This is a genomic window from Pseudomonas sp. PB106 (assembly GCF_009764645.1).
Lineage (GTDB): Bacteria > Pseudomonadota > Gammaproteobacteria > Pseudomonadales > Pseudomonadaceae > Aquipseudomonas.
The window spans coordinates 1-23,980 of sequence record NZ_RWIM01000026.1 but is presented as its reverse complement, the minus strand read 5'-3'; the positions used below and the strand labels follow the sequence as shown (position 1 = coordinate 23,980).

The following is a 23,980-nucleotide window of genomic DNA, read 5'->3' as shown; positions in this document are numbered from 1 at the left end:
TGACAAGGAGCGCCCCTGAGCATGGTCAGCCTGGACCGTTTTGACACCTTCAAAGCCGTGGTCGAGGCCGGTTCGTTGACCGCTGCCGCCGAAACGCTGGGCCAGACGCGCGCGGTGGTGAGCTTCAATCTCAAGCGCCTGGAGGAAGAACTGGGGGTGACCTTGCTCACCCGCAACACCCGCCAACTGGCGCTGACCGATGCAGGCGAACGGTTTTATCGGCGCTGTCTGCGCACCTTGGACGAAGCACGGCTGGCGATCGAAGAAGCGCGTTCGGAGCATTCGCAGCTCAAGGGCACGTTGCGCATCACCACCACCGTGGAGTTTGCCTTGGCCCAAGTGGTGCCGGCGCTGGAGGTGTTTCGCCAGCAGCAGCCCCAGCTGAATATTCATCTGTCGACGTCTTCGACCCATGCCGATCTGATCTCCGAACGGTTCGACATGGCGATTCGTCTGGGGCGCATGCACGACTCCAATTTGCGGGCGGTGCAGTTGTCGACATTCGAAGTGTTTGCGGTGGCCGCGCCGGGTCTGATTGAGCGTTTTGCCCCGGTCGCGACGCTGGCAACCCTAGAGTCGATGCCGACATTGGGGCATGGGCGGGTGCCGGAAATGACCGTCACCGATCCGCATGGTGCAGAGCATTGCTACCAGCCAAAACCGGGCACCACTGCGATTGTCGCGGACAACTCGGCGACGCTCAGGGCGTTTGCGCTGACCGGGCAAGGTGTGGCGATTTTGCCGCAATGGCTGATTCAGGACGATCTGGATGCCGGGCGCTTAACGCGTTTGCTGGCGGATCATCGCTTTGCGCAGCAAGGGGTGTACGCGTTGTACCCGGACACCCGGCATCTGCCGCTGAAGGTGCGGGCGTTCATCGATTTCATGAAAGGTTGGGGCTGAGGGTTTGAGGTGTATTTTCTGGCCTCTTCGCGAGCAAGCTCGCTCCCACAGGAGATCTTCGGTGTGACCGATAGCCAATGTGGGAGCGAGCTTGCTCGCGAAGGTGTCGACTCTAGTTCAGAGCTTTACGCGCAAGCCGAACCGCTTCATCAACGTTGATTCCAGCAAGCCCTTGGGTAACAGCGCCGCCAACAATGGCAATGCGCGGCTGCCATTGCCGATGCGGATCAGCCGTGGCGGTTTGCTCTGCTGCACGGCCTTCAGCAACTCAGCAGCAAACTCGCTGGCCGGCGTGGGTTTGTCCTGTGAGGCCTTGGCTCTGGCGCGGATCCCTTCACGCAGCGGAAACCATGGCGATTGTTCGTTGATCAGCTGCTCGGCCTCATGCCCGGCGTTCTTGGCGAAGCTCGATTGAATCGCCCCCGGCTGCACTTCCATCACGCGAATGCCGAACGGCGCCAACTCCATGCGCAAGGCATCGCTCAACGCATGTACCGCGGCTTTTGAAGCGCAGTAAGCTCCGGCGAATGGCGTGACCAAAACGCCGGACACGCTGCCGATATTCACCACCAGCCCCTTGGCCCGGCGTAGGACTGGAAACAGCGCGCGAGTGACGCCGACAATCGAGAACACGTTGGTTTCGAACTGGCGCTGCATCGCCGCCACACCGCCGTCGAGCAGCGGGCCCATGGCACCGTAGCCAGCATTGTTGATCAGCACATCGAGGCCGCCGTGTTGCTGGTTGATGCGCTCGGCGAGTTGTTCCAGCGCGGTGCCGTCATTGACGTCCAGTTGCACGGCGGTGAATCCGGCAGCGCTAAGGGCGGCGACGTCTTCGCTTTTGCGCGCACTGGCCCAAACCTCGTAGCCGGCGACTTTGAATGCATCGGCGAGGGCGCGGCCGATGCCGCTGGAACAACCGGTAATCAACGCAACGGGCATGGCGCATTCCTTGTGCAGCAAATTGGGGGAGGGGATCAGTCGGAGAAACTACCCTGCAAGCGCTCGGCGCGAAACTCCAGGGTTTGCGGGCGATAACCGGGGCGCAGCGGAGGCATCGGCAGGCAGTCTTCCCATTCGCCGCCGGCTTGCAGTTCGCCGGGACCGCGATAGCGCGGGGCGGTGTATTGATTGTCGGCCAGATTGACGGTGTCACCCGGCGCATAGGCTGCAATGCGCCAGCGCAGCTCGGTCAGGGGCACGTCGTTGGCGTTTTTCATTTTCAGTTGCAGCGGACGATCCGCCGGGCATTGCTCCGGGTCGTAAGCAATACGCATCTCAAGGCGCGCCAGTTGTTTGATCTCGCGGTTGTCCAGCCACACCACCCACATGGCCACAAAACCCAGGCCAATCGCCGCCGCAACGGAAACCGGCAACGCCTTGGCCGGGTAGCGCAACAGCAGGATCAACCAGGTGATGACCAGCAAAATGCCGATGAACATGTCGCACAACCTCGAGAAGAGAGAGGGTCATCCTACCTAAGCGTAGGTGAGGTTGGCGATGGGAAGGGCAAAGTCAAAAGATCGCAGCCTGCGGCAGCTCCTACAGTTGGGACGCGTTTGCCCTGTAGGAGCTGCCGCAGGCTGCGATCTTTCGCTTCTAAAAAAAGCCCCCGCCCAACCCGCTGCGGATAGGGGACGCAGTGGGCTGGACGGGGGCTTCTTATTGCAGATCGATCACTGCGCGATGGTTTTCACCGACACGCCGCGTTCGATCGGGGTGGAGCGACCGTAGATATCCTCGAAGCGTTCGATATCGTCTTCGCCCAGGTACGAACCCGACTGAACTTCGATGATTTCCAGCGGGATCTTGCCCGGGTTGCGCAGGCGATGCACCGAGGCGATCGGGATGTAGGTCGACTGGTTTTCGCAGAGCAGGAACACGTTTTCATCGCAGGTTACTTCAGCGGTGCCGCTGACCACGATCCAATGTTCGGCACGGTGGTGGTGCATCTGCAGCGACAGGCATGCGCCCGGTTTCACCGAGATGTGCTTGACCTGGAAACGCCCGCCCATGTCCACCGAGTCGTACGAGCCCCACGGACGATAGACTTCGCAGTGGTTCTGGGTTTCGCTGCGGCCCTGCTCATTGAGCGTGTTGACCATCTGCTTGACGCCCTGAACCGAGTCCTTGTGGGCAATCATCATGGCGTCTTTGGTTTCGACCACGACGATGTTTTCCAGACCGATCACCGACACCAGTTTGCCGTTGCCGTGGATCATGCAGTTCTTGCTGTCCTGGATGACCACGTCGCCTTTGCTGACGTTGCCGTTGGCGTCTTTCTCGTTGACTTCCCACAGCGACGACCAGCAGCCGACATCGCTCCAGCCAGCAGTCAGTGGCACGACGCAGGCGCGCTGGGTTTTTTCCATCACGGAATAGTCGATGGAGTTGTCCGGGCAGCAGGCGAAGGTGGCTTCGTCGAAGGTCACGGTGTCGTTGTCCTGCTCGCTGCGCTCAAGGGTCAGCAGGCAGGTGTCGTAGATGTCCGGATCATGCTTTTTCAGCTCTTCGAGGAAGCGGCTGGCGCGGAACAGGAACATGCCGCTGTTCCAGTAGTAACCGCCGGACGCAACGTACTCGGTGGCACGCTTGACGTCGGGTTTTTCGACGAAGTGCGAGACGCGGCTGACGCCTTCGGGCAGCAGCGAATCGCCGGTGGATTTGATGTAGCCGTAACCGGTTTCCGGTTTGGTCGCCGGCACGCCGAACAGCACCATTTCGCCGTTCTCGGCAGCGACAGTGGCGAGGGCGAGGGCGCGTTGCAGGGCTTTCTGGTCTTCCAGTACGTGGTCGGCCGGCAGCACCAGCATCAGTTCGTCACGCCCTTCATTGACCAGCATCATCGCGGTCAGCGCCACGGCGGGCGCGGTATTGCGACCGAACGGTTCCATGAGGATGCGCTGGCATTCCAGATTGCGATTGGCCAACTGCTCGTTGACGATAAAACGGTGATCCTTGTTGCAGACCACGATCGGGGTGTCCATGCCTTCGAACACCAGACGCTCGAGGGTCTGCTGGAACAGCGTGTGTTCGCCGGTCAGGGCGAGGAATTGCTTAGGGAACTGCTTACGCGAAAGCGGCCAAAGACGTGAACCGCTACCACCTGACAAGATCACCGGAATCATATTGTTTACTCCATAAAATCGATTGGTTAGAGGCACGAACGCTGTGTCGTTTCACTCTTGTTTTTGTCTCGTACCGAGAGGCCGCCGCATTCCCCTGTAGGAGCTGCCGAAGGCTGCGATCTGTTGATCTTGATCTTTAAAAACAAAGTCAAAAGATCGCAGCGTGCCGCAGCTCCTACAGGGATCAGCGTCTCATCGGGAATTTGTTAGCGGGTCGAAACCGGGCGTTTTACCCAGACTGGCGACAGGCTGCTGCCGCTGCCGGTGACGTACAGCACTGCGGCTTCACCGCGCTCCAGGGCGACCGGTTTTACGTCGCCGACTTTCTTGTCACCTTCGTACAGCGCCAGGCTGACTTTCACCGGGTTGATTTCACGTTCGCCACGGCCCTTGGCGGCCACGTTCGGCACCACGTCGGTCTTGCCGTCGGCGGTCTTCAGGGTCAGTGGCTTGTCGCTGAGGTTCTGCACGCGCACCAAAGATTTCTGCTTGTTTTTGAACGGCGGCTCTTCGATCAGTTGCGGCGCGCCGGAAGCGTTGTTGACCAGGGTGTAGTAATGGTCACCGGCGAGTTTCACCGGCAGGGTCTGGCTGCCGACCTTGGCGCTGTAGTCACCGCCCGGCATGAAGCTGAAGTCGCTGCTGGCCAGTGGCGCAACATCGCTCAGGTTGGTGCTGCCGACAGTCGCGCTGACTTCAGCGTTGCTGGCGTTGTAGACACGCACAAAGGTCGAGCCTTTCGGTGCGGTCGGACCGTAGAGCGCGGCGTCGCCACCGGCAAAGGCTGGGACGGAAAGCACACTGAGACCAGCAACCAGTGCGAAGCTTTTAGCGAGACGACGAGGAGTAGTAGTGAAAGTCATGGTGTACCTCTCTTTCAGTTTTGCGCCCGATCGGGCGTCTCGGATTTAGTGTTGATTGCTACGTTTTGTTGGCGCGCGCCGGCTTGTTTAAGCTCTGCGACCCACTGCGGGTCGGCGTCGCCGATTTCGTTGTTCACAGGCAGATATCGTTCAGGAAACTCCCAGATCAGCACCTGTGGCGGGCTGTTCTTGAAGTCATCGCTTTTCAGGTAGCTGAGCATCGGCAGGATCGGGCCATGGCCGTCTTCGGCGTAGCTCACCACGTCGCTGTGCAGCGCTTGTTTCAGCGCGCCGACGAAGTTCCAGTTAGGGTTGGCGCTGTAGCTGGTGCCGACCAGTGCCACCGGCACTTCATTGCTGGCGAACAGCGCGTCGTCACCGGCAGGCTGATCGCCAGCCGCGACGGTGTTGCGCTTTTGCAGCGGCTCTTGCGCCGGCATCAGGTTTTCGAACAGCGGGTCGAGCGGCAGGAACAAGCGCAGATCGCCCTTGTGCGTGACTTTCTCCGCTGGCGTAGTGACGAAGCGCTGTGGCTCGCCGCTGAGCGGGAACTTGTCAGCAATGGTTTTCGCCAGGGTGTTGGCGGCAATCTCGGCGCCTTCCGGCGTCCAGTGGGTGTCGGTGCGCAGGAACACTTGCTGGCCGCCCTGCTTGGCCTGTTGCAATGGCTTGAGCAGGTCAGGGGCGAGAATCTTGTCGGCCGCCACGCGATGGTGGAAATCCTGATAAAGGTTTTCGTGGATGCTCGCCGGTTTCACTTCACCCAGATGCTCCGGGTACAGACGAACCTTGGCCGGCACGATCGCCATCACCAGTTTCACGCCTTTTGCTTTCAGGGTCTGGCGCACGCCTTCGACCAGCGCGTAGTTGCCTTGCAGGTTCAGCTCTTCGTTGACGATCGGGTTGAATTCCTCATCGCTGTACAACCACTGATCGCGACCGAGCACCACGCCCGGACGACCTTCGTTGAACAGTTTGAAATCCAGCGCGGCCCAGAGATTGGTGCCCAGGCGCTTGATCGGAAATTCATCGTCGTAGTGCGTTTCCACAGCCTTGGTCCAGCGGCCGTTGAGCACGGTTGCATCGGCGTTGGTGCTGAAGCCGAAGAAGCTGCGAACCGACCACAGACCGAGGACCAACAGCGTCACCAGGAACAGGGCGATGTAGAAGATGCGTAATGAGCGGGTCATGTCAGATCCCTCAGAACTGGAAGTAAAGGAACGGCGAGAAGCTTTGCGCCGAGAGTTTGAGAATCGAGGCGATGAACAGCAGCAGGATCAGGCCGCGCATCACATAGCGGGACCAATTCGCGCTCCAGTAGGCCGGTTGCACCTGGGCTTCGACGCCGACGGTGTAGCCAGGCTCATGGATGCTCGCCGGGTTTTCGCCAGGCGCGGCTTTGATCATTCCCGGCGTCGCTGTGGCAGGGCCGTTGGCCTCGACGTTGACTTCAGGTTTGGTCTTGGCCGGCGGCTGATGGGTGTACAGATCACGCAGACCGAAGAAGGCCAGCGTCACGTACGCCACAACGAGAGTTGCCACTTGCAGACCGGTGAGGCTGGCCTGATTGAGTTCCGACAGCGACCAGTCGCCGAAGCTGAACATTGCGCCGTACATGCGCCCGGCAACGTGCAGGTTCTCGGCGCGGAAGATCACCCAGCCCATGACCACCAGCAGGAAAGTCAGTGCCCAGCGGATCGGGTTGAGGCTGCGCGGCGAAGTGTTCAGGCCCAGCGCTTTTTCAATCGCCAGCCACATGCCGTGCCAGGCGCCCCAGACGATGTAGGTGATGTTCGCGCCGTGCCACAGACCACCAAGAAGCATGGTCAGGAACAGGTTGCGATAGGTCATCAGCGTGCCTTTACGGTTACCGCCGAGGGTGATGTACAGATAGTCACGCAGCCAGGTCGACAGGCTGATGTGCCAGCGGCGCCAGAACTCGGTGATCGATTGGCTGATGTAAGGCTGTTTGAAGTTTTCCATGAAGCGGAAACCCATCATCAAGCCCAGACCAATGGCCATGTCGCTGTAACCGGAGAAGTCGAAATACAGCTGCGCGGTGTAGGCCAGCGCGCCGAGCCAGGCGTCACCCGTGGTCGGGTTTTGAAGGGCGAAGCAATGGTCAGCAACCACCGCGAGGGTGTCAGCGATGAAGACCTTTTTGATGAAACCCTGCATGAACCGTGTGCAGCCCTCGGAGAACTTGTCGAGGGTGTGCGTGCGGTTGTTGAACTGGTCGGCGAGGTCGCGGAAGCGCAAAACCGGGCCGGCGATCAGGTGCGGGAAGATCGCCACGAATGCAGCAAAATCGATCAGGTTGCGCGTGGCCGGGGTGTCGCCGCGATACACGTCGATGATGTAGCTGATCGATTCGAAGATGTAGAACGAGATACCGATCGGCAGCAGCACGTGGGTGAGGATGAACGGCTCAAGACCGACCGAGGTCATCATCGCGTTGATGCTGTCGACGCCGAAGTTGGCGTATTTGAAGTAGCCGAGGATGCACAGATCGACTGCGACACCGAGCAGCAGCCAGCGCTGCGCCGGTTTGGTTCTGACACCGGCGGCACCGACTTTGAGGCCGATCCAGTAGTTCCACAGCGTGACGGCGGCGAACAGCGCGAGGAAGTCCACCCGCCACCAGGCGTAGAACACGTAGCTGGCGATCAGCAGCAGCAGGTTGCGATAGCGTTGCCCGCTCAAGTAGTACAAGCCGAGAAAGATCGGCAAGAACAGAAACAGGAACACGTTGGATGAAAATACCATCCCGATCTCTCCATGTTTGAACCAACAGTCAAGGGCCAAAGCCCCCCCAAACCCCCCGTGGTAGTGGAGGGGTGTGATCGTTCCCACGCTCTGCGTGGGAATGCCTCTTGTGACGCTCTGCGTCACGCTTTGGGACGCAGAGCGTCCCGTGCTGCATTCCCACGCGGAGCGTGGGAACGATCAGCGACTAGCTGCCTTTGTTGCCCTTTTCATGGGACGGGTCGTAGACCTTGGTCAGGTCGCCGCCGAGGCGGAAGGTCTTGAACGGCTGCATGCCGTGCTTCTTCTCGATCACATCCGGCGCACAGGTGTAGAGCGTGCAGAACGGTTCGAGCCAGGCGAATTTCATGTCCTCTTTCAAGTCGGTCATGTCCTGCTCTTTGCCGTTCTTCTTCTCGAATTCATCCGGGTCTTTCACCCCCGACAACACCCGATCACCGAGACGCTTCAGCGCACCGTTGTTTTCCTGGCGCAAATCAACACCGTTGACCTGAGCGAAACTGGCGATCATCGCCAGCGGCGGCAGGGCGTAGTTGTGATAGGCGAGGGCGCGTTGCTGGCGCTTGAGTTCGTTCGGCAGGAAACCGTCAGCATCGACTTGATTGACGCCAACCTTGTATTCCTTCACCGCCCAGTCAAACAGGTCGCGGCGGTTGGTCGCGACCGACGTCGCCATCACCGACCATGCGGCCCAGTAGGAATGGTTGTTGGTTTTTTCCAGCGGCAGGTTGTCCCAATCGCTGACGACCTGGTCGGCCATTTTGCTGAACCATGCCTCGATTAACTGCGCTTCCTGCTGATGTTGCGCCAGCGGATGCGAGTCGGAGAATTTCAGGCGAATGTACGAAGAGGCCATGCTGCCCAGCGCCCATTTGCGCATCGACTTGCCGGTGTGGTTGAAGTCTTTCGACATCAACGCATCGGCCTTGGCCCAGGCGGTCAGCCAGTTCAGCGTGCAATCAAGTTGTTCCGGACGACCGTCGCGCATGAACTGCATCACGCGTTTGGCGGTGCCGCGTTCCAGCGTGGTGATGTCTTTGGTGGTGTCGCGAAAGGCTTTTTCAGACTGCACGTTCAGCGTCGCGCGGGCCTTGTCCGAACCTTCGTATTTGCTGCGAAATTGCAGCGGTCCGGTGTACGGCGTCGGCATCGCATCACAGCCTTCGCTGTGGTCGCCGGTCTTGAATTTATCCACAGGCGCGAAATAGCCCTGAGGTGGACGCAGTGGCGCGGCGGCCTGCGCGGTGCCGGCGAAGATCGCCAGCCCGAGCAGCGTCGGCGCTAAAAGAGTTTTCAGTTTCGAGTTTCGCATAGCAGACCTCATTGCCCGACCTGAGCGGTTTGTTGCCCAGCGCCCGGGAATACGTTGCGTTTGCAGATTTTCGCTTCGACTTTCTGCGGCGCGGTGCCCGCTTCCGGGCCCTGGACTTCGACCGCCAGCAGATTTTGCGAGGCCCAGTCTTCGTCCGTGCGCAGCTCAAAGGCGAAACGACCGTCGGTGTCGGAGGTTTCCGGTTTCTCGATCTTGATGTCCTCGTGGCGACCGTTCATGTACCAGAGGGTGGCTTGCAGGGTTTTCACCGAAGGGTCGGCGAAGCGGATGTCGACCTGATGGCTGCTGTTCTGCAGGTTCAGGTTCTTGCTGTTGACCAGCAGTTCTTGTTTGCCGCCCGGCTTGAGCGTGGTGCTCGCGGACATTTGCGCATCTTTGCCTTCGCAGCCGTTGTCGAGAAGGGACATCATCTGGCGGTAGATGGTTTCCTGGTCGAGGCGGTATAGCGGCGAGAATTCCCAGATGAGAATCTTCGGTGGGGTCTTCTGGAATTCGTCGCTGCCGAGGTACTGCAACATCGAACCTTCCAGACCACCGCCAGGGAACGCAACGTTGAGAATGTCGGCGCCAATGGCCTCTTCGAGGAAGCCGGCGAAGTTGTAGTTCTTGCCGCTGTGCGAAGTACCGACGAGGGTGATTTGCGGGTTGCCGGAATCACCGAACAGGTCGCCGTCACCGGCCTCACCTTTCGGCTCGGTGGTGAACTGATCCATGTACTGGATCGCGTAACTGGTGCCGCACAGCTGCCCGGCCATGTTGTGCAGGGTGCCGGTCTTGCCCATGCGCCCGGAGCGTTTGGTCTCGAATTCACGCTTGGGCACGTCGGCGAAGGCCGGGATCTGCTTGACCTTTTCGGCGACGATTTTCGCCGTGCGCTGCGCACCGTATGGTGTCCAGTGTTGGTCGCCACGGAAGTAGAAGTCGTGGGCGGGCAGGGTGTCCGGCAGCGATTCGTTGGTCAGCGGCGACAGGTCCGGGACCACGTAACCCATCTTGGCGAAACGGCCGAGCATGGTCTTGTAGTTGCCCAGCGCTTTCTCGTAATCGAACGCGGCTTTTTCCTGCGGGTTGAGCTTGTTGCGGTTCACCAGACCACGGGTCGGCTGATAAACAATCACCAACTCGACGCCTTTGGCCTTGAACGCATCGTGCAACTGTTGCAGACGCTTGTAGCCGGCCGGGGTGGTGTTGAATTCGGTGCGCAGGTCTTCCTGCGTCCGGAACAACCAGTCGCCTTGCGCCTGCACCAGCGTGGTGAAGTTCTGCTGATACCGCGTGGTGTAGTTCTTCGCGTCATGCGCAGCCGGGCACAGATTGCAGCACGGTTCGGCGCTGAACTTCGGCGGCGTCGCGGCGGCACCTTCATCGGCGCGGGCGCCGTTGCTGGCCGCGAGAATGCCCACGGTCAGGGCCGACAGGCTGAGTAATTTGATCAAGTGTGGGTGCATAAAATTATCCTCAGTCCTGCATTTCGGTCTGGCGTTCGACAGGGTCGATCAGCACGGCTTTCTGCTGGCGCACCAGCAGGTCGAGAATCTCATCCTGGCGCTCGCCGAGGATGCCGTTGAAGCTGATGCCGCTGGATTTGGTCGGTGCCAGCATCGACACGCGATACAGCTCGACACTCAAAGGCGAATCGATCGACAGCGGGCCGCTGCCATTGGCCGCCAGCTCACCGCCAACGACAATCAGCGACACCTGCGCATCGAACGGGTCGAGCTTGATGTCGCGGTCGGTGTCGGTGAGGTCCTTGATGTGGCCGTAAACGCCAGTCAAACCGTTGGCCATGGCGACGTTTTCGTAGAGGCGGATGTTCACGCTGTTACGAATGCGGATGCCGTGGCGCTTGTTGCTGATGACCTTGTTGCCCCACAGCAAATTGTCGGCGGACTCGTAGAGCGTGATGCCGTCGGTGTGGTTCTTGTAGATCTCGTTGTAGGCAATGATGTTGTTGACGCTGTTACGGTCGATCACCAGGCCCGAGAGGTGGTTGTCGAAGCTTTTGTTGTTGAAGATGAAGCTGTCGTTGACCTCACGGGAAATAATGATCCCGTGCTTCTTCTTCGTACCGTGCACGGTGTTCTCGGCAATGATCAGACCGTGGGAACGATCGTGCGGGTCGATGCCGTAAACGATGTTGTCTTTGTAAGTGTTGCCCTTGACCACGAAGTCGCGGGTCTCGTAGCAGTAGAAGCCGTACCACATGTCGGAGAACTCGGAGCCGACGATCCAGCCAGTCGGTTCAGGGCGCTTGAGCACCTTGGCCATGTTCGGCGTGTACTGGGAAATACTCACGCCGTACGACTTACTGTTGGCGTAACCGAAGCTGGCCATCTTGCTGTTGACGATGTAGGTCTCGGTGCCGCCCCAGGCGAGCAGGAACGGACGGAATTCCTTCGGCGAACGGAAGGTCGCCGGGCCGTTTTCCTTTTCGCGCCAGCCAGTGATTTTGGTGTCACGCACAAACAGCTGACCGTCGTTGACCAGGAACGAGCCGGCCTCTTGCGACAGACGCAATTCCTGAGTCTGGCCGTCGATTTCGAGGATGCCTTTGCGGCCGACCACAATCGGCAGCTTCGACAGATACACGCCAGGCGAAGTCTCGCTGAAGTACTGCTTGGGCAGTTTCTTTGCCAGATCCTTGAGGTTCATGTAGCCGTCGTCGACGAAGATCGCCTGCGGGATGCCGTGCTGACGCACCACCCATTCAGCCATCTTGTTGTCGCCGCCGATGAAGTCCTTCAGCGCGTCTTCCTGCATCATCCGGCGCACGCTGATCTTGCCCGGTTTGCTACGGACGATCTTCGCGGCGGCGGCTTCGGCGGTGTAGCCGGAAATGTCCGGCAGTTTCGGCGCGGCCAGATTCAGCGCGTCGGTTGGCGCGCTGCTGACGGTGTAGGTCTTGGCCTGTTGCAGTTCTTTGGCCACGGTGGCCGGCTTGGCCGGTTGTGGCGCCGTCGGCTCCACATTGGCGAAGGCGCCGGCGCTGGCCAGCAGCATCGCGCCGGCCAGCAGGCTGAGTGAGCCTATCCTGGTGCTGATCATGTCGGGCACTCCCTTGGCGGTTTGCATCAGAAGCGCCAGATCACGTCGATGAACGCGCGGTGCATGTACGAATCAACCTGCTTGCCGTAGGCATCACCCGGTTTGAACACACCGCCACGGAAGCGTACGAGGGCCGAAGGCTCGTCGATCGACTGGCTCAACGCCGCCGGCAACAGGCCTTGCTTGAAGTACTTGGTGACGACCAGATCCATCTCCTGACCCAGGTCCTTGTTGCCGTCTTCAAGCGGCAGCGAGGTGCTGGAAAGGATCGCGCCGGTGACGTCGTCGGTGTTGTTTTCCACCGCATTGATGCCGTTGCTGCCGACCGGCTTGTTGCCGTCGACGCGCCAGAACTTGTGGTAGATCAGGCTGGCGTCGTACTCGTCGTTGACCATCCACGAACCGAACAGCGTTGCGGTCTGCATGTTGTTCATTTCGCCACGGAACGCTTCGCCGAAACGGTGAACGCGCGAGCGCGTACCGGTGTAGTTGGAGCGGTTGCTTTCCAGACCGTTCTGCTCGTAATCGGCGCTGGCGCGGGCATAGGCACCGCCGACTTGCCATTGCGGATCGAGGCGCAGACGCACACCGATGTCAGTAGCCCAGCCGTTAACGTCATCGCTGCGCTTGGCTTGCGCCGGGCGCGAACCATCGGCGTTCAGCGCGTTGACCGTGTCGCGGTCGCCGCTCATGCCGGTGATGCTGCCCCAGTAGTTGACGGTGTTGGTGTTGCGCCAGTTGTAGGCGTCGCTGTCGGCGGTCAGGCCGAGCCAGCTGATGTCGCCGTTCTCGGTTTTATCCAGCGAGTCGCGCGGAACGCCCGGCTCGGCGTAATCGAGTTTGCCGTCATCGTGGGTGTGATGACCGCGAATGCCGACCCACTGGCCCGGTGTCCACTGATAAGCGGCGTCGGCGTAGGCGTGCAGGCGATCCTTGTCTTTCGGCGCCAGCTCTTTCAAGTCGGTGCGGTATTCGCTGAAGCGTTCGGCAACACCGGCATTGGCGCGCAACAGGGTGGTGTCGAACGTCCAGTTCAGCGCTTCGATGTTGGTGTCGCGCCATTGGCCGTCGTCATTGCGCAGACGCTGGCGACCGAACTTGAGGATCTCGCCGGGGTAGGGTGTGAAGCCGCTGTAGCCGACCCAGAACTCGCGCATCGCCAGGTAGTTTTTCTTGGTTTCACGATCACCGCTGTCGGTGGTTTGTTCACCGTCGGATTGTTGCAGGGTGTCGGTTTCGATGATGTCGGTCGAGGTCACGGCCTGACCCATGGCGTAGGCGCTCCACGCGCCGCTTTCGCCGTAGATCCACGGACGCAAATCGAGGCCGACGCCGTTGACGTCGCCACCGCTGGCAGTGCCGAGATCACGGTCGTCTTCGGACTGGCCGGTGACTTTCACTTCGAGGCCGAAGTTCTTGGTTTCAGTCATCGCGGCCAGTGTCGGGCAAGACCAGATCAGCGCGAAGGTGAGGCCAATACCGGCCTTCACAAATGGATTCAACTTCATAATTTTTCCTCGCCGTCTTCTTCTTGCAGGGCGTGCAGTTGCAGCGTGTTCTGGTTCAGAGCGCCACGGCTGGCTTGCTCTTGTTGCAGCAGACGTTGGGCTTCGGCCAGACGCTCGGGCGGCAGTTGCGCGGCGAGGGTGGTCGCCAGCTCATCGGCTTGCGGGGTGTTTTGCGCCTTGGCCAATTGGCTGAATACGTAGGCGTTGACCGGGTCGGGTTGGGTGCCCTTGCCTTGGGAGAACAATTGGGCGATGGCGAAATCGGCGCTGTTCTGGCCGTTGCGCGCAGCGGTCAGCAAGTGGTCGAGAGCCTTCTGCGGGTAGACCTTGCCGAGGTAGCCACGGCGATAGATCTGGCCGAGGTAGTAGTCGGCGGCGACTTCACGGCCAACGGCTTTCTGGAAATGTTCTTCGGCGACTTTGGCGTCGGCCGGGACCATTTTCCCCTCGTAGTAGAGCTTGCCCAGCAACAGCTCGGCGCGCGGCTGGTCAGCAGCGCGGCCGTTGTCGAGGTACTTCATCATCTGGTCGACGTCGCCCAGTTCCGGGTAGTCGTACAGCAATTGCGCGAGGGTCACCCACGACGCCGGGTAGCCTGGAGCGATCGGCTCAAGCAACGACTGCGCGGTTTTTTCGTCAGGCTTGCCCAAGGTCGAATCGGCCAGTACACGGGCCACGGAATCGATGCGCTGCGCGGTGACGGTGCCACGGCTGTAACCGGCCTGCATCTGCTTGATCAGCTCGGCTTGTTGCTCAGGCTGCGCGCGTTTCTGGTACACGGTGGCCAGTTCGACGTAGCAGATGTCGGTGCTGTTGAGCGCGGCTTTGCAGATCTTTTCCACGTCATCCAGGTGCTGATCGTAGGTGCCTTGGGTGCGATACAGCAGCACTTGGGCCAGACCTGCTTCCGGAAAACCGGATTTGCGCCACTGATCGATCTGCTGCTGGGCGTTGATGTTCGGGAAGCTGTGCGGGTATTGCAGGTAGAGCATCGCCAGCGGGATCAACGTGTTGCCTTCGCCATTGGCGGCGGCTTTTTTCAGCAGGCTTTCGGCTTCCTGATGCTCGGCTTCGGTGGAGCCCGGTTTGGCCACCAGCAGGCGACCGAGACGCGCCTGAGCACGCGGTGAAACACTGGCGGCAGCGCGGTAAGTCGCTTCGGCCTGTTTCATTTGCTCAGGGTCGCGGCTGTCGACCTGGATATCGGCGAGGCCGACTTGCGCTTCGCTGTAACCAAGGTCGGCCAGTTGCTGGTAATTCTGCGCGGCGGTGGCGGTGTCGCCACGCTTGAGCGCTTCGTTGGCCAGACGCTGATCGGGCAGGCCGGCACAACCGGCCAGGCTGACTGCCAATGCCAAGGCACACACGGTCCCCTTGTGGGAGCTGGCTTGCCAGCGATTCAGGCGACTCGGTATTTCAGCAGGACCGCATTGATCCGATCGCTGGCAAGCCAGCTCCCACAGGGATCGTGGCGTTCTGAAAAGACTGGTGATAGTCACAGGCATGTCCTCGACTTAAAGACCGGCAGCCATGGCTTTGTCGATCAGCCAGTTCAGGTTCGGGCCACGGTCGCTGTTCACTTCCACCGGGCGGCCGGCGAGGCTGCTGTCGAGCGGCTCGTCAGGCTTGATCTGCACGCGGATGTCGGAAGACAGGTCTTCGCTCTTCAGGCTGGTGCTGCTAACGATCTTGCCGGTGCGGGTCTTGTCTTCGCCGGCGATCTGGAAGCTCACTGGGGTGCCCGGACGCACGTCGCCGAACTGGCGATAGGAGAAGCGCGCGTCAACGTTGGCCAGGGTGTTGCGCGGCACCAGTTGGAAGATCACGTCGCCCTTGCTCGCGTACTGACCGTCAGCCACCAGTTGCTGGGCCACGGTGCAATCGCACGGCGAAGTCAGGGTGCCGGTCATTTGCTTGCCGAACAGTTCTTCAACCTTGGCCGGCGACAGTTGATCTTCTTCCAGATGGCCCTTGAGCACGTCGAGCATGCTGGTGCTGAAGGTCGCCAATGGCGCGCCTTTGGCGGCGACGCCGTCGGACTTGACCAGGCTCTGCACGGTGCCGTCGCGCGGCATGGTGATGTTCATCCCCGGCACGCTGACCAGACCGGCCTGCGCGTGGCTGACGAAGTACATGCTGTACACCGATTTGAAAATGAAACCCGCTGCAACCAGACCGACCGCAAAGATACCGGCGCTGAACGTCACCGCTTTCAGGCGCCCGAACGGGGTCATGCCGGAGCCGCCGTCCTTGACCTTGCGCGCCTTGGTGAAGTTGTCGCGCTGCAGGGTCGCGAGTACTTCGCCGATGCTGACGATGTCGCCGGCCAGGTGCGAGGTGATCAAGTGCCGCAGGGTGGAAATGTCTTGCTGCTCAAGGTTCTGGAACTGGCAACCGACGCGGCCGGTCGGGCGGTCGTAGGAACGCACTTGCAGTTCAACGTCCATCGCCAGACCGAGGTTATCGATGACGAATTGCAGACGCGCCTTGTACACCTCGCCGATGGTCAGCGGCATTTGCCCGGCGTTGAACGCCAGACCACCGGCAGACAGGTCGATGACCCGCGCTTCAACCGGTGTCCGGTCTGGACCGAAGAAGCGCAGTTTGGCCGGGATTTTCACACGGGCGTGTTGGCGCTGGGCTTCAGATTCATGCACTACGTTGACGTTCACGGCGGTATTCATAGGGGCGATTTCCTTGTTAATTCAATAGGGGCGGGTCAGACCATCATCAGCAGCACGGCGACAAAAATGCTGCCGGCGGAGAAGGTCATGGTCCGAGACGACCAGGTGTTGAACCAACGTTGAAAGCTGGCGAGATCACGGGTCAGGGATGTGGGTTGGCGCGTCCAGGATTGTTGGTCGAGGCGGAAGAACACGTAGATCTTCACCAGCGCGCCAACGATCTGGTTGTAATAGAGAATCGCTGGATAAGCCGGGCCGATGCGGTGACCGGAGCACGACAGCAGCAAGGTCAGAATCAGGCGGGTGATGCCGATCCACAGCAGGTAAACGAGGATGAACGCGGTGCCGTATTTGAAGCTGGCGATTATCGCCACGGTCAGGCCGAGCAGCGAGGTCCACATCGATACCCGCTGGTCGAACAGCACCACCGAGGTGAAGGCGCCGAGGCGTTTCACACCCAGGCCCAGTGCTCGCGAGTTCTGGCGCAGGTTGTTGCCGTACCAGCGGAACATCAGTTTGCGGCTGGCCTTGATGAAGCTCTTTTCCGGCGGGTGTTCAACGGTGTTGATCGCCGCGTCAGGCACGTAAAAAGTGTCGTAACCCAGACGCATCAGGCTGAACCAGCTCGACTTGTCGTCGCCGGTCAAGAACTTGAAACGGCCCAGGCGCCAGTGTTGCAGCGAGTCGCTTTCAACGTCGGCGATGAATTCCGGGTTGGTCACCACGGTGGCGCGGAACACCGACATGCGCCCGGTCATAGTCAGTACGCGCTTGGACAGGGCCATCGAGCACATGTTGATGTGGCGCTGGGCGAAACGCAGCTTGTGCCATTCGCTCATGATGTAGCCGCCGCGCACTTCGCAGAATTCGTTGGTGGTCAGGCCGCCGACGTTGCCGAACAGCTGGAACCACGGCACGGTCTTGCGCACGGTGCCTTCGCCGAGCACGGTGTCGCCATCGATCACGGCCACCACGGCGCGGTCGTCCGGCAGGTGACGGGAGATCGCGCGGAAACCATAGGCCAGGCCATCACGCTTGCCGGTGCCGGGAATGCGCACGAAGTCGAGCTTCACGCGCTCTGGCGGATTCATCCGCGCCCACATTGCCTTGACCAGCAGCTCATCGGACATTTCGACGATCGAGCAGACCACGGTGGTCGGCAGTTCGCAGTCGATGGCTTCGCGAATCACCGAGCTGTAGACCTGCGCCGTGGTCAGCGCGTCGATACGGAAACTGGTGACCATCAGGAACACATGCGACGGGTCCGCCGCTTTACCCAGCTTGCGCACTTTGCGGCGCAGATGCGGGTAAACGATGTAGAGAAAAATCATGCCGCGCACAAAGTGCGTTGCACCCATCGAGTAGCGCCAGATACCCACGGCGCCAATCAGGAAAATGAAGTCCTTCGACTCGGAGTCGAATGTGGACGTGGGCAGCATCAAGGCCAGGCCCATCAACAAACTTAGGTAGAACAGCCAACCGGCGGCCTGAAGTAGGCCGTGTTTTAGCCTGTGCATAATCTGCATCCGTCTCTATCTCGGGCCGGGCCCGATGGGGTTAAGGCAGGCTTACAAAAACTTGCAAGGACATGTAGGAGCTGCCGAAGGCTGCGATCTTTTGATCTTTCGCTTGGGATTTTGGTGTTCCCGAAAAGATCGCAGCCTCGTTTCACTCGACAGCTCCTACAGGGCTGCTTTACCAGCAGATACCTTCGGTGCGAGTACCGGCGTCGGTGGCTTTGGCCATGAAGCCGACCAGGTCGATGACCTGCTTGCCGTGCGGCGCCTGCTGGGCCAGCGCACGGAATTTCTCGTCGCGGTTACCGAGGATGATCACGTCGGAGTTGTCGATCACCGAATCGAAGTCCGCGTTGAGCAGGGAAGACACGTGCGGGATTTTCGACTCGATGTAGTCCTTGTTCGCGCCGTGAACACGGGCGTACTCGACGTTGCTGTCGTAGATGCTCAGGTCGTAACCCTTGCCGATCAGCATCTCGGCCAGTTCTACCAGCGGGCTTTCGCGCAGGTCGTCGGTGCCAGCCTTGAAGCTCAAGCCAAGCAGGGCGACTTTGCGTTTGTCATGGCTTTCAACGATGTCGAAGGCGTTCTGCACTTGCGATTCGTTGCTGCGCATCAGCGAGTTGAGCAGCGGCGCTTCGACGTCCAGGGAGCCGGCGCGGTAGGTCAGGGCGCGCACGTCTTTCGGCAGGCACGAACCGCCGAAGGCGAAGCCCGGGCGCATGTAGTACTGGGACAGGTTGAGGGTCTTGTCCTGGCAAACCACTTCCATCACTTCACGGCCATCGACGCCGACCGCTTTGGCGATGTTGCCGATCTCGTTGGCGAAGGTCACTTTGGTCGCGTGCCAAACGTTACAGGTGTACTTGATCATCTCGGCAACGGCGATGTCCTTGCGGATGATCGGGGCGTCGAGTTCTTCGTACAGCGATTGCAGAACGTCGCCCGAAGCCTTGTCGAACTCGCCGATGACGGTCATCGGTGGCAGGTCGTAGTCGGCAATGGCGGTGGATTCGCGCAGGAACTCAGGATTGACCGCAACGCCGAAGTCGACGCCAGCCTTTTTGCCCGAGCAGTCTTCGAGAATCGGGATCACCACGTTGGCAACAGTGCCCGGCAGAACGGTGCTGCGCACAACGATGGTGTGGCGGGTGGTTTTTTCACGCAGGACAAAACCGATCTCGCGGCACACGGCCTCGATGTAGTTCAGTTCCAGGTCGCCGTTCTTTTTGCTCGGCGTACCGACGCAGATCATCGACAGGTCAGTGTCACGAATCGCTTCGGCGAAGTTGGTCGTGCCACGCAGACGACCGGTCTGAATGCCCTGTTGCAGAAGTTCGCCCAGGCCCGGTTCAACAATGGGGGATTTGCCAGCGTTGATCATGTCGATCTTGTCTTTGGCTACATCGACGCCAACTACGTCATGGCCCCGTGCAGACAGGCAACCGGCACATACTGCGCCAACGTAACCCAAACCAAATATGCTGATGCGCATCGCAATTACCTCTGTATATATCAGGCCTTAGAAGGCCGGAGTTAATGGTGTTCAGCGGTCACTAGTGCACTCGAAAGTGCGGCTTACAGGCGCCACAATGCCGTGTGCAGGCATACTAAGTTCCGAGTGTCTAAATAAGTGCACTCAAGATGTGCGCAACCAGGCCTTGTAGTTATGACTTGCCCTGTTATGCAGCGGATCTTCTTTGTGGAAGACTCTGGTGCATTGGTCTTATGCGCTCGATGTCGGGCGAAAGGCCCGTGGATCAAGCGGTTGGGTGCTCAGGCGAGCACGTTTATAGGGGCGCGGCCATGGCCTTGCAGGGGATATTAATGTCGCCTATCTCCTGTCCTTCAGTGTGGTTTCAGACTAGTTAGTCATCTAGGCAAGTTGCTGTGACAACTTGGTTACATGGCTTTTTGTCCTACGTAAGTTATCTCGTACAAACTCGGCGAGAATCGTTACCGGTGGTATGAGCTACGCATTTGGACATAGTTCCAGTCCGCTCATCGCGCCATCTGAAATTTCTTGAAATATTGACAAAGATGGCACTGGTCTCAATTTGATAGCACTTTCCGTTTCGCCCTTTATTGATAGGGAGATACTCGCGGTAGATAGTTTTGTGCCACTACCGTGAAAAAATTTAGGTGCCACTACTGAAAAAAATGATCAGTGTCGAGTGAAACTAATCTTAGAAAGGACAGGGAAAAATTTCTGACGCCATTAAAATGGCGAAAACGGGCGAGGGATTTTTGACATCGTGCGAGGTGCACGACTCTATATAGAAAGAGTCGTGCATTAGGCATGCTTTATTCGGGGGCGTGGTCGCGCAGAAATACCAGATTGTCGGGTTTCGATTGCTCGGCGCTGTAGCGATAACCCTGCACATCGAACTGCTTGAGCTGCGCCGGATCGTTGATTTTCTCCTGGATCACAAAACGGCTCATCAGGCCACGCGCTTTCTTGGCGTAGAAGCTGATGATCTTGTACTGGCCGTTCTTCTGATCCTTGAACTCGGTATTGATGATCCGCGCGTTCAAGGCGCTGCGTTTGACCGCCGAGAAGTATTCGTTGGAGGCGAGATTGAGCAGCACGTCATCGCCCTGGTCAGCCAGCGCTTCGTTCAGCCATTCGCTGATACGCGTGCCCCAGAAGGCGTAGAGGTCTTTGCCGCGGGCGTTGGCCAGTTTGGTGCCCATTTCCAGGCGATACGGTTGCATCAAGTCCAGCGGACGCAGCAGGCCATAAAGACCGGAGAGCATGCGCAGGTGTTTTTGCGCGTAGTCGAAATTGCCTTCGCTGAAGGACTGCGCGTCGAGGCCGGTGTAGACGTCACCCTTGAAGGCGAGCAGTGCCTGCTTGGCATTCTCCGGGGTGAACGCGGGCGTCCAGCTACCGAAACGCGCGGCATTGAGCCCGCCGATCTTGTCGGACACGTGCATCAACTCGCTGATCTGCGCCGGCGTCAGGTCGCGCAGTTGCAGGATCAGTTCCTGCGAATGGTCGAGGTATTGCGGCTGGGTAAAGCGCTGGGTCGCCGGCGGTGTTTCGTAATCGAGGGTCTTGGCGGGGGAAATCACCATCAGCATGAAGTCGTCTCCTTTAATCGTGGGGGCGATTCTAGGGGGTTGTCCGAGTTGACTCCAGCTATCAAGCCCATAGGTGATCGACGGCTTGGCGATGATCGTTCCCACGCTCTGCGTGGGAATGCCGCCTGTGACGCTCTGCGTCACCGTCGAGCTGGACGCGGAGCGTCCGGGGAGGCGTTACCACGCAGAGCGTGGGAACGATCATCCGCGGCTAAGGGGAATCGTGTGGGATCAGCTATAGTGCCGCGCGGGTTTTGTTACGGAGACATCCCTTTGCGCATTGTTCTTTTATTCACCGCGTGGCTGTTGAGCTTCGGTGCCGTGGCGGCGCCGGGCGATGTGGCGACGCTGGATCGCAGCACCTGGCCTGAGCAGCTGAGCAGCCCGACGCTGTTCGATGTCGCCTCACGGGCCGAAATCCTCATGTTCGCCCGTGGTTTGCTCGGCACCGAATCGATAACCGACGCCGCCCTGGCGCAGCGTCTGGGCCTGCGCACGGTCAATATCGATGCAGTCAACGAGCTGCGCCAGCGCCTCTGGCAGCGCCTGTTGGCCAACTACAACTACGCCCAGCAAAGCTGCGATCAGGATGCCTCGTTCTGCTTTCTCGTCGAAGACCTGCCGACCTTGCGTGAGCAAGCCGCGAAGTTCGTGGTCAGCGACGACAGCTATTACACCAAGTGGGCCGAGCCGAGCCGGATCTTCCATTTGCAGTACCTGGACGAGTTGATGCGCAAGGCCGCGCTGTCGCCGCAGACCAGCAATGAATTCGATCGTTTCGGCGACTACGAGCGCAACGGCGACGAGATGCACGACCGGCTGTTTCTGCTGACCTTCGACAGCGCCGCGAACCTGCAACCGGACAACACCGAATGGCTCACCGAGTACCTGCGCAAGTCGAACCTCAGTGGCACGTTCTTCGTGTTGGGCAAGGATATTCAGGCGCGGCTGGCCGATCGTTCGGTCACCAGCCTGCAAGCGGGTTTCTCGAAACAATGCGTCGGTGTACAGGGTTGGGAGTTCCGCTCTCACAGTCACTGGCAGGACTGGCAGGATTCAGTGCGCCGCAGCGCCGATCTGGTAAAGACCAAACTGCCGGAAAACTACGTGCCGCTGTTCCGCCCGCCGGAGGGTCAGCGCCGCAGTGACGCACAAGGTTTCTTCAACACCCAGGGCCTGCAAGTGGCGCTGTGGGACATCGATGCCCAGGACGGTGCCGGCAAACTCAAGGGCGCGCCGAGTGCGCAGCGGGTGCTGACCCTGATGCTGTTGTGGCGCCACGGGGTGATCAATTTCAATATGAAACAGGACGCGGTGAAGACCTCGTTGCCGTGGCTGATCACGCAAACCGCGCAGAGCGGCATCGGTTGGGAAGACTGTCAGGACGCGTTTCGTTGAGAAACGGGAAAAAGCCCGGAAACATTGGGCTTGGGGTGATTTTTTAAGAGAATTTGCGGCAGGTGGACTTCCGACTCTAACGGTGTCGACGGAGTCCGCCAAGGGCTTTTCGTCACTTTGCAAAATAAACTTAAAAAAACCGTCAAAGTACTTTTTTATGTCATCGGTTTTGGAGTATTACGAAGACAGACCGCCGAAACCTGCAACACAGGTGGCGTCTTCCAAGACCCGTTTGTTTGCAGTCACTTGAATCTCCGCAGGTGAGATTTCGGCAGTCACTTCGAGGCGCAGCACCGCTCAGGTATTGCGTCTACTGGCTCTGACATAGGTGACCGAGTATGGATGATCACGGACGTAGCCCTTCCTCCAACCAGCCAATCCTGTATGTACTCGATACCAACGTATTGATTCACGATCCAAACGCCCTGCTGAATTTCGAAGAACACCACGTCGCGATCCCGATGACCGTGCTTGAGGAGCTGGACAAGCTCAAGAGCGGGCATCACAGCGTGGCCGCTGAATGCCGTCAGGCCATCCGGTTGATCGACAAAACCCTGGGCGATGCGTCCCCGGAAGATGTCGAACTGGGTGTGCCGATCCAGCGCGGCAAGGGCGGGCCGAAGGGCTTGCTGTCAATTCTGATGAGCAAGCAGGCCGAATCGAACCTGATTTTGCCCGAGCATCTGAACGACAACAAAATCATCAACCAACTGATCGACCTGCACACCCGCGAGCCGAAAAAACCGGTGGTGCTGGTTACCAAAGACATCAACATGCGCCTGAAGGCGCGCGCTTGCGGTATTGCATCCGAGGATTACAGCACCGACCAACTGGTCGACGACGTGTCCCTGTTGCCGAACGGCTACCACAACATGACCGGCTCCTTCTGGGACCGCGTGAGCAAGGTCGAAACCCGGCAGGATCACGGCCGCACCTGGCACCAGGTACAACTGATTGACAACCTGCCGGCCGTTCACATCAACGAGTTCATCATTGATGAACAGGGCTTCGTCGGCTGGATCAAGGAGATTGAAGAAGACCGCTTGCTGATTCTCGACCTGCATCAGGAGCCACTGCTGCACCAAGAGGCGTGGGGGCTCAAACCACGCGACATCTATCAGAGCCTGGCGCTGTATGCGCTGCTCGACCCGGACATTCATCTGGTCAATCTCTCCGGTGCCGCCGGCTCCGGTAAAACCATTCTGGCGCTGGCCGCTGCCATCGAGCAGACCATGGTCAGCAAACGTTATCGCCGCATCATTGCCACCCGTAGCGTGCAGGGTCTGGATCAGGAGATCGGCTTCCTGCCCGGCACCGAAGCGGAAAAAATGGAGCCTTGGCTGGGCGCTATCACCGACAACCTCGAAGCCTTGCACATGGATGATGAAAACACCCATGGCAGCGTGGATTACATCCTCAGCAAGGTGCCATTGCAGTTCAAATCGCTCAACTACATTCGCGGTCGCAGCTTCCAGCAAAGCCTGATCCTGATCGACGAATGCCAGAACCTCACGCCGCACCAGATGAAAACCATCATCACCCGTGCCGGCGCCGGTTCCAAAGTGGTGTGCCTGGGCAACCTCGCACAGATCGACACCCCTTACCTGTCCGCGACCAGCTCCGGGCTGACCTACCTGACCGAACGCTTCAAGGATTTCCCCAACGGGGTGCACATCACCCTGCAAGGGGTGCCTCGCTCGATACTGGCTGAGTACGCTGAAACGCATTTGTAACCCTTCACCGAGAACCGG

Annotated in this window: 18 protein-coding genes; 3 read left to right on the top strand and 15 right to left on the bottom strand. The window is 59.5% G+C overall.

All coding sequences use genetic code 11. The annotated features are described in order from the left end of the window. The first annotated feature begins 21 nt into the window (after positions 1-21). A complete protein-coding gene (locus tag EJA71_RS04995; RefSeq protein WP_158954836.1) occupies positions 22-903 on the top strand; it encodes a LysR family transcriptional regulator in 882 nt (293 codons plus the stop codon). Between the two features lie 117 nt (positions 904-1,020). Here EJA71_RS04995 and EJA71_RS04990 read toward each other — a convergent pair whose 3' ends face one another. The 15 genes from EJA71_RS04990 to yaaA all read right to left on the bottom strand — a co-directional run bounded on the left by EJA71_RS04990 (position 1,021) and on the right by yaaA (position 20,831). Continuing rightward, the gene (locus EJA71_RS04990; protein ID WP_158954834.1) at positions 1,021-1,845 is read right to left on the bottom strand and encodes an SDR family oxidoreductase; all 825 of its coding nucleotides are present in this window, start codon (positions 1,843-1,845) and stop codon (positions 1,021-1,023) included. A 35-nt stretch (positions 1,846-1,880) separates the two neighbouring features. Then, complete coding sequence (locus tag EJA71_RS04985) at positions 1,881-2,345, bottom strand: multidrug transporter (protein ID WP_158954832.1); 465 nt, start codon at positions 2,343-2,345, stop codon at positions 1,881-1,883. A gap of 234 nt (positions 2,346-2,579) precedes the next feature. Further along, positions 2,580-4,031 (bottom strand): mannose-1-phosphate guanylyltransferase/mannose-6-phosphate isomerase, encoded by a 1,452-nt coding sequence (locus EJA71_RS04980; protein WP_158954830.1) that lies wholly within the window; start codon positions 4,029-4,031, stop codon positions 2,580-2,582. Positions 4,032-4,237: 206 nt separating this feature from the next. Beyond that, positions 4,238-4,894, bottom strand: coding sequence for an alginate O-acetyltransferase AlgF (locus tag EJA71_RS04975; RefSeq protein ID WP_007914291.1), 657 nt, complete (start codon positions 4,892-4,894; stop codon positions 4,238-4,240). Between the two features lie 14 nt (positions 4,895-4,908). Further along, positions 4,909-6,084: an alginate O-acetyltransferase gene (locus EJA71_RS04970; RefSeq protein WP_158954828.1), complete on the bottom strand. Its 1,176-nt coding sequence runs from the start codon at positions 6,082-6,084 to the stop codon at positions 4,909-4,911. A gap of 10 nt (positions 6,085-6,094) precedes the next feature. Then, the gene (locus EJA71_RS04965) at positions 6,095-7,660 is read right to left on the bottom strand and encodes an MBOAT family protein (protein WP_158954826.1); all 1,566 of its coding nucleotides are present in this window, start codon (positions 7,658-7,660) and stop codon (positions 6,095-6,097) included. Positions 7,661-7,847: 187 nt separating this feature from the next. Further along, positions 7,848-8,972: a mannuronate-specific alginate lyase gene (locus EJA71_RS04960; protein WP_158954824.1), complete on the bottom strand. Its 1,125-nt coding sequence runs from the start codon at positions 8,970-8,972 to the stop codon at positions 7,848-7,850. An 8-nt stretch (positions 8,973-8,980) separates the two neighbouring features. Further along, a complete protein-coding gene (locus EJA71_RS04955) occupies positions 8,981-10,441 on the bottom strand; it encodes an alginate O-acetyltransferase (protein WP_158954822.1) in 1,461 nt (486 codons plus the stop codon). A gap of 10 nt (positions 10,442-10,451) precedes the next feature. Continuing rightward, positions 10,452-12,038 (bottom strand): mannuronan 5-epimerase AlgG, encoded by a 1,587-nt coding sequence (gene algG / locus EJA71_RS04950; RefSeq protein ID WP_158954820.1) that lies wholly within the window; start codon positions 12,036-12,038, stop codon positions 10,452-10,454. A 26-nt stretch (positions 12,039-12,064) separates the two neighbouring features. Further along, positions 12,065-13,546: an alginate export family protein gene (locus tag EJA71_RS04945; protein ID WP_158954818.1), complete on the bottom strand. Its 1,482-nt coding sequence runs from the start codon at positions 13,544-13,546 to the stop codon at positions 12,065-12,067. Next, entirely contained in the window at positions 13,543-15,051 is a 1,509-nt protein-coding gene (algK, locus tag EJA71_RS04940) for an alginate biosynthesis TPR repeat lipoprotein AlgK (RefSeq protein WP_178113654.1), read from the bottom strand. Before algK ends, EJA71_RS04945 begins: the two co-directional genes overlap by 4 nt. Before the next feature lie 9 nt (positions 15,052-15,060). Next, the gene (locus tag EJA71_RS04935; protein WP_158954814.1) at positions 15,061-16,230 is read right to left on the bottom strand and encodes an alginate biosynthesis protein Alg44; all 1,170 of its coding nucleotides are present in this window, start codon (positions 16,228-16,230) and stop codon (positions 15,061-15,063) included. A 35-nt stretch (positions 16,231-16,265) separates the two neighbouring features. Next, complete coding sequence (gene alg8, locus EJA71_RS04930) at positions 16,266-17,747, bottom strand: mannuronan synthase (RefSeq protein WP_371925624.1); 1,482 nt, start codon at positions 17,745-17,747, stop codon at positions 16,266-16,268. Between the two features lie 178 nt (positions 17,748-17,925). Beyond that, complete coding sequence (locus EJA71_RS04925) at positions 17,926-19,242, bottom strand: nucleotide sugar dehydrogenase (RefSeq protein ID WP_008087506.1); 1,317 nt, start codon at positions 19,240-19,242, stop codon at positions 17,926-17,928. An 809-nt stretch (positions 19,243-20,051) separates the two neighbouring features. Next, entirely contained in the window at positions 20,052-20,831 is a 780-nt protein-coding gene (gene yaaA, locus EJA71_RS04920) for a peroxide stress protein YaaA (RefSeq protein WP_158954810.1), read from the bottom strand. Positions 20,832-21,104: 273 nt separating this feature from the next. Between yaaA and EJA71_RS04915 the strand changes: the two genes are divergently transcribed. Beyond that, on the top strand, positions 21,105-22,229 hold the full coding sequence (locus EJA71_RS04915; RefSeq protein WP_158954808.1) for a polysaccharide deacetylase family protein: 1,125 nt from the start codon (positions 21,105-21,107) through the stop codon (positions 22,227-22,229). A 338-nt stretch (positions 22,230-22,567) separates the two neighbouring features. Then, the gene (locus EJA71_RS04910; protein WP_008080207.1) at positions 22,568-23,962 is read left to right on the top strand and encodes a PhoH family protein; all 1,395 of its coding nucleotides are present in this window, start codon (positions 22,568-22,570) and stop codon (positions 23,960-23,962) included. Positions 23,963-23,980: the final 18 nt, after the last annotated feature.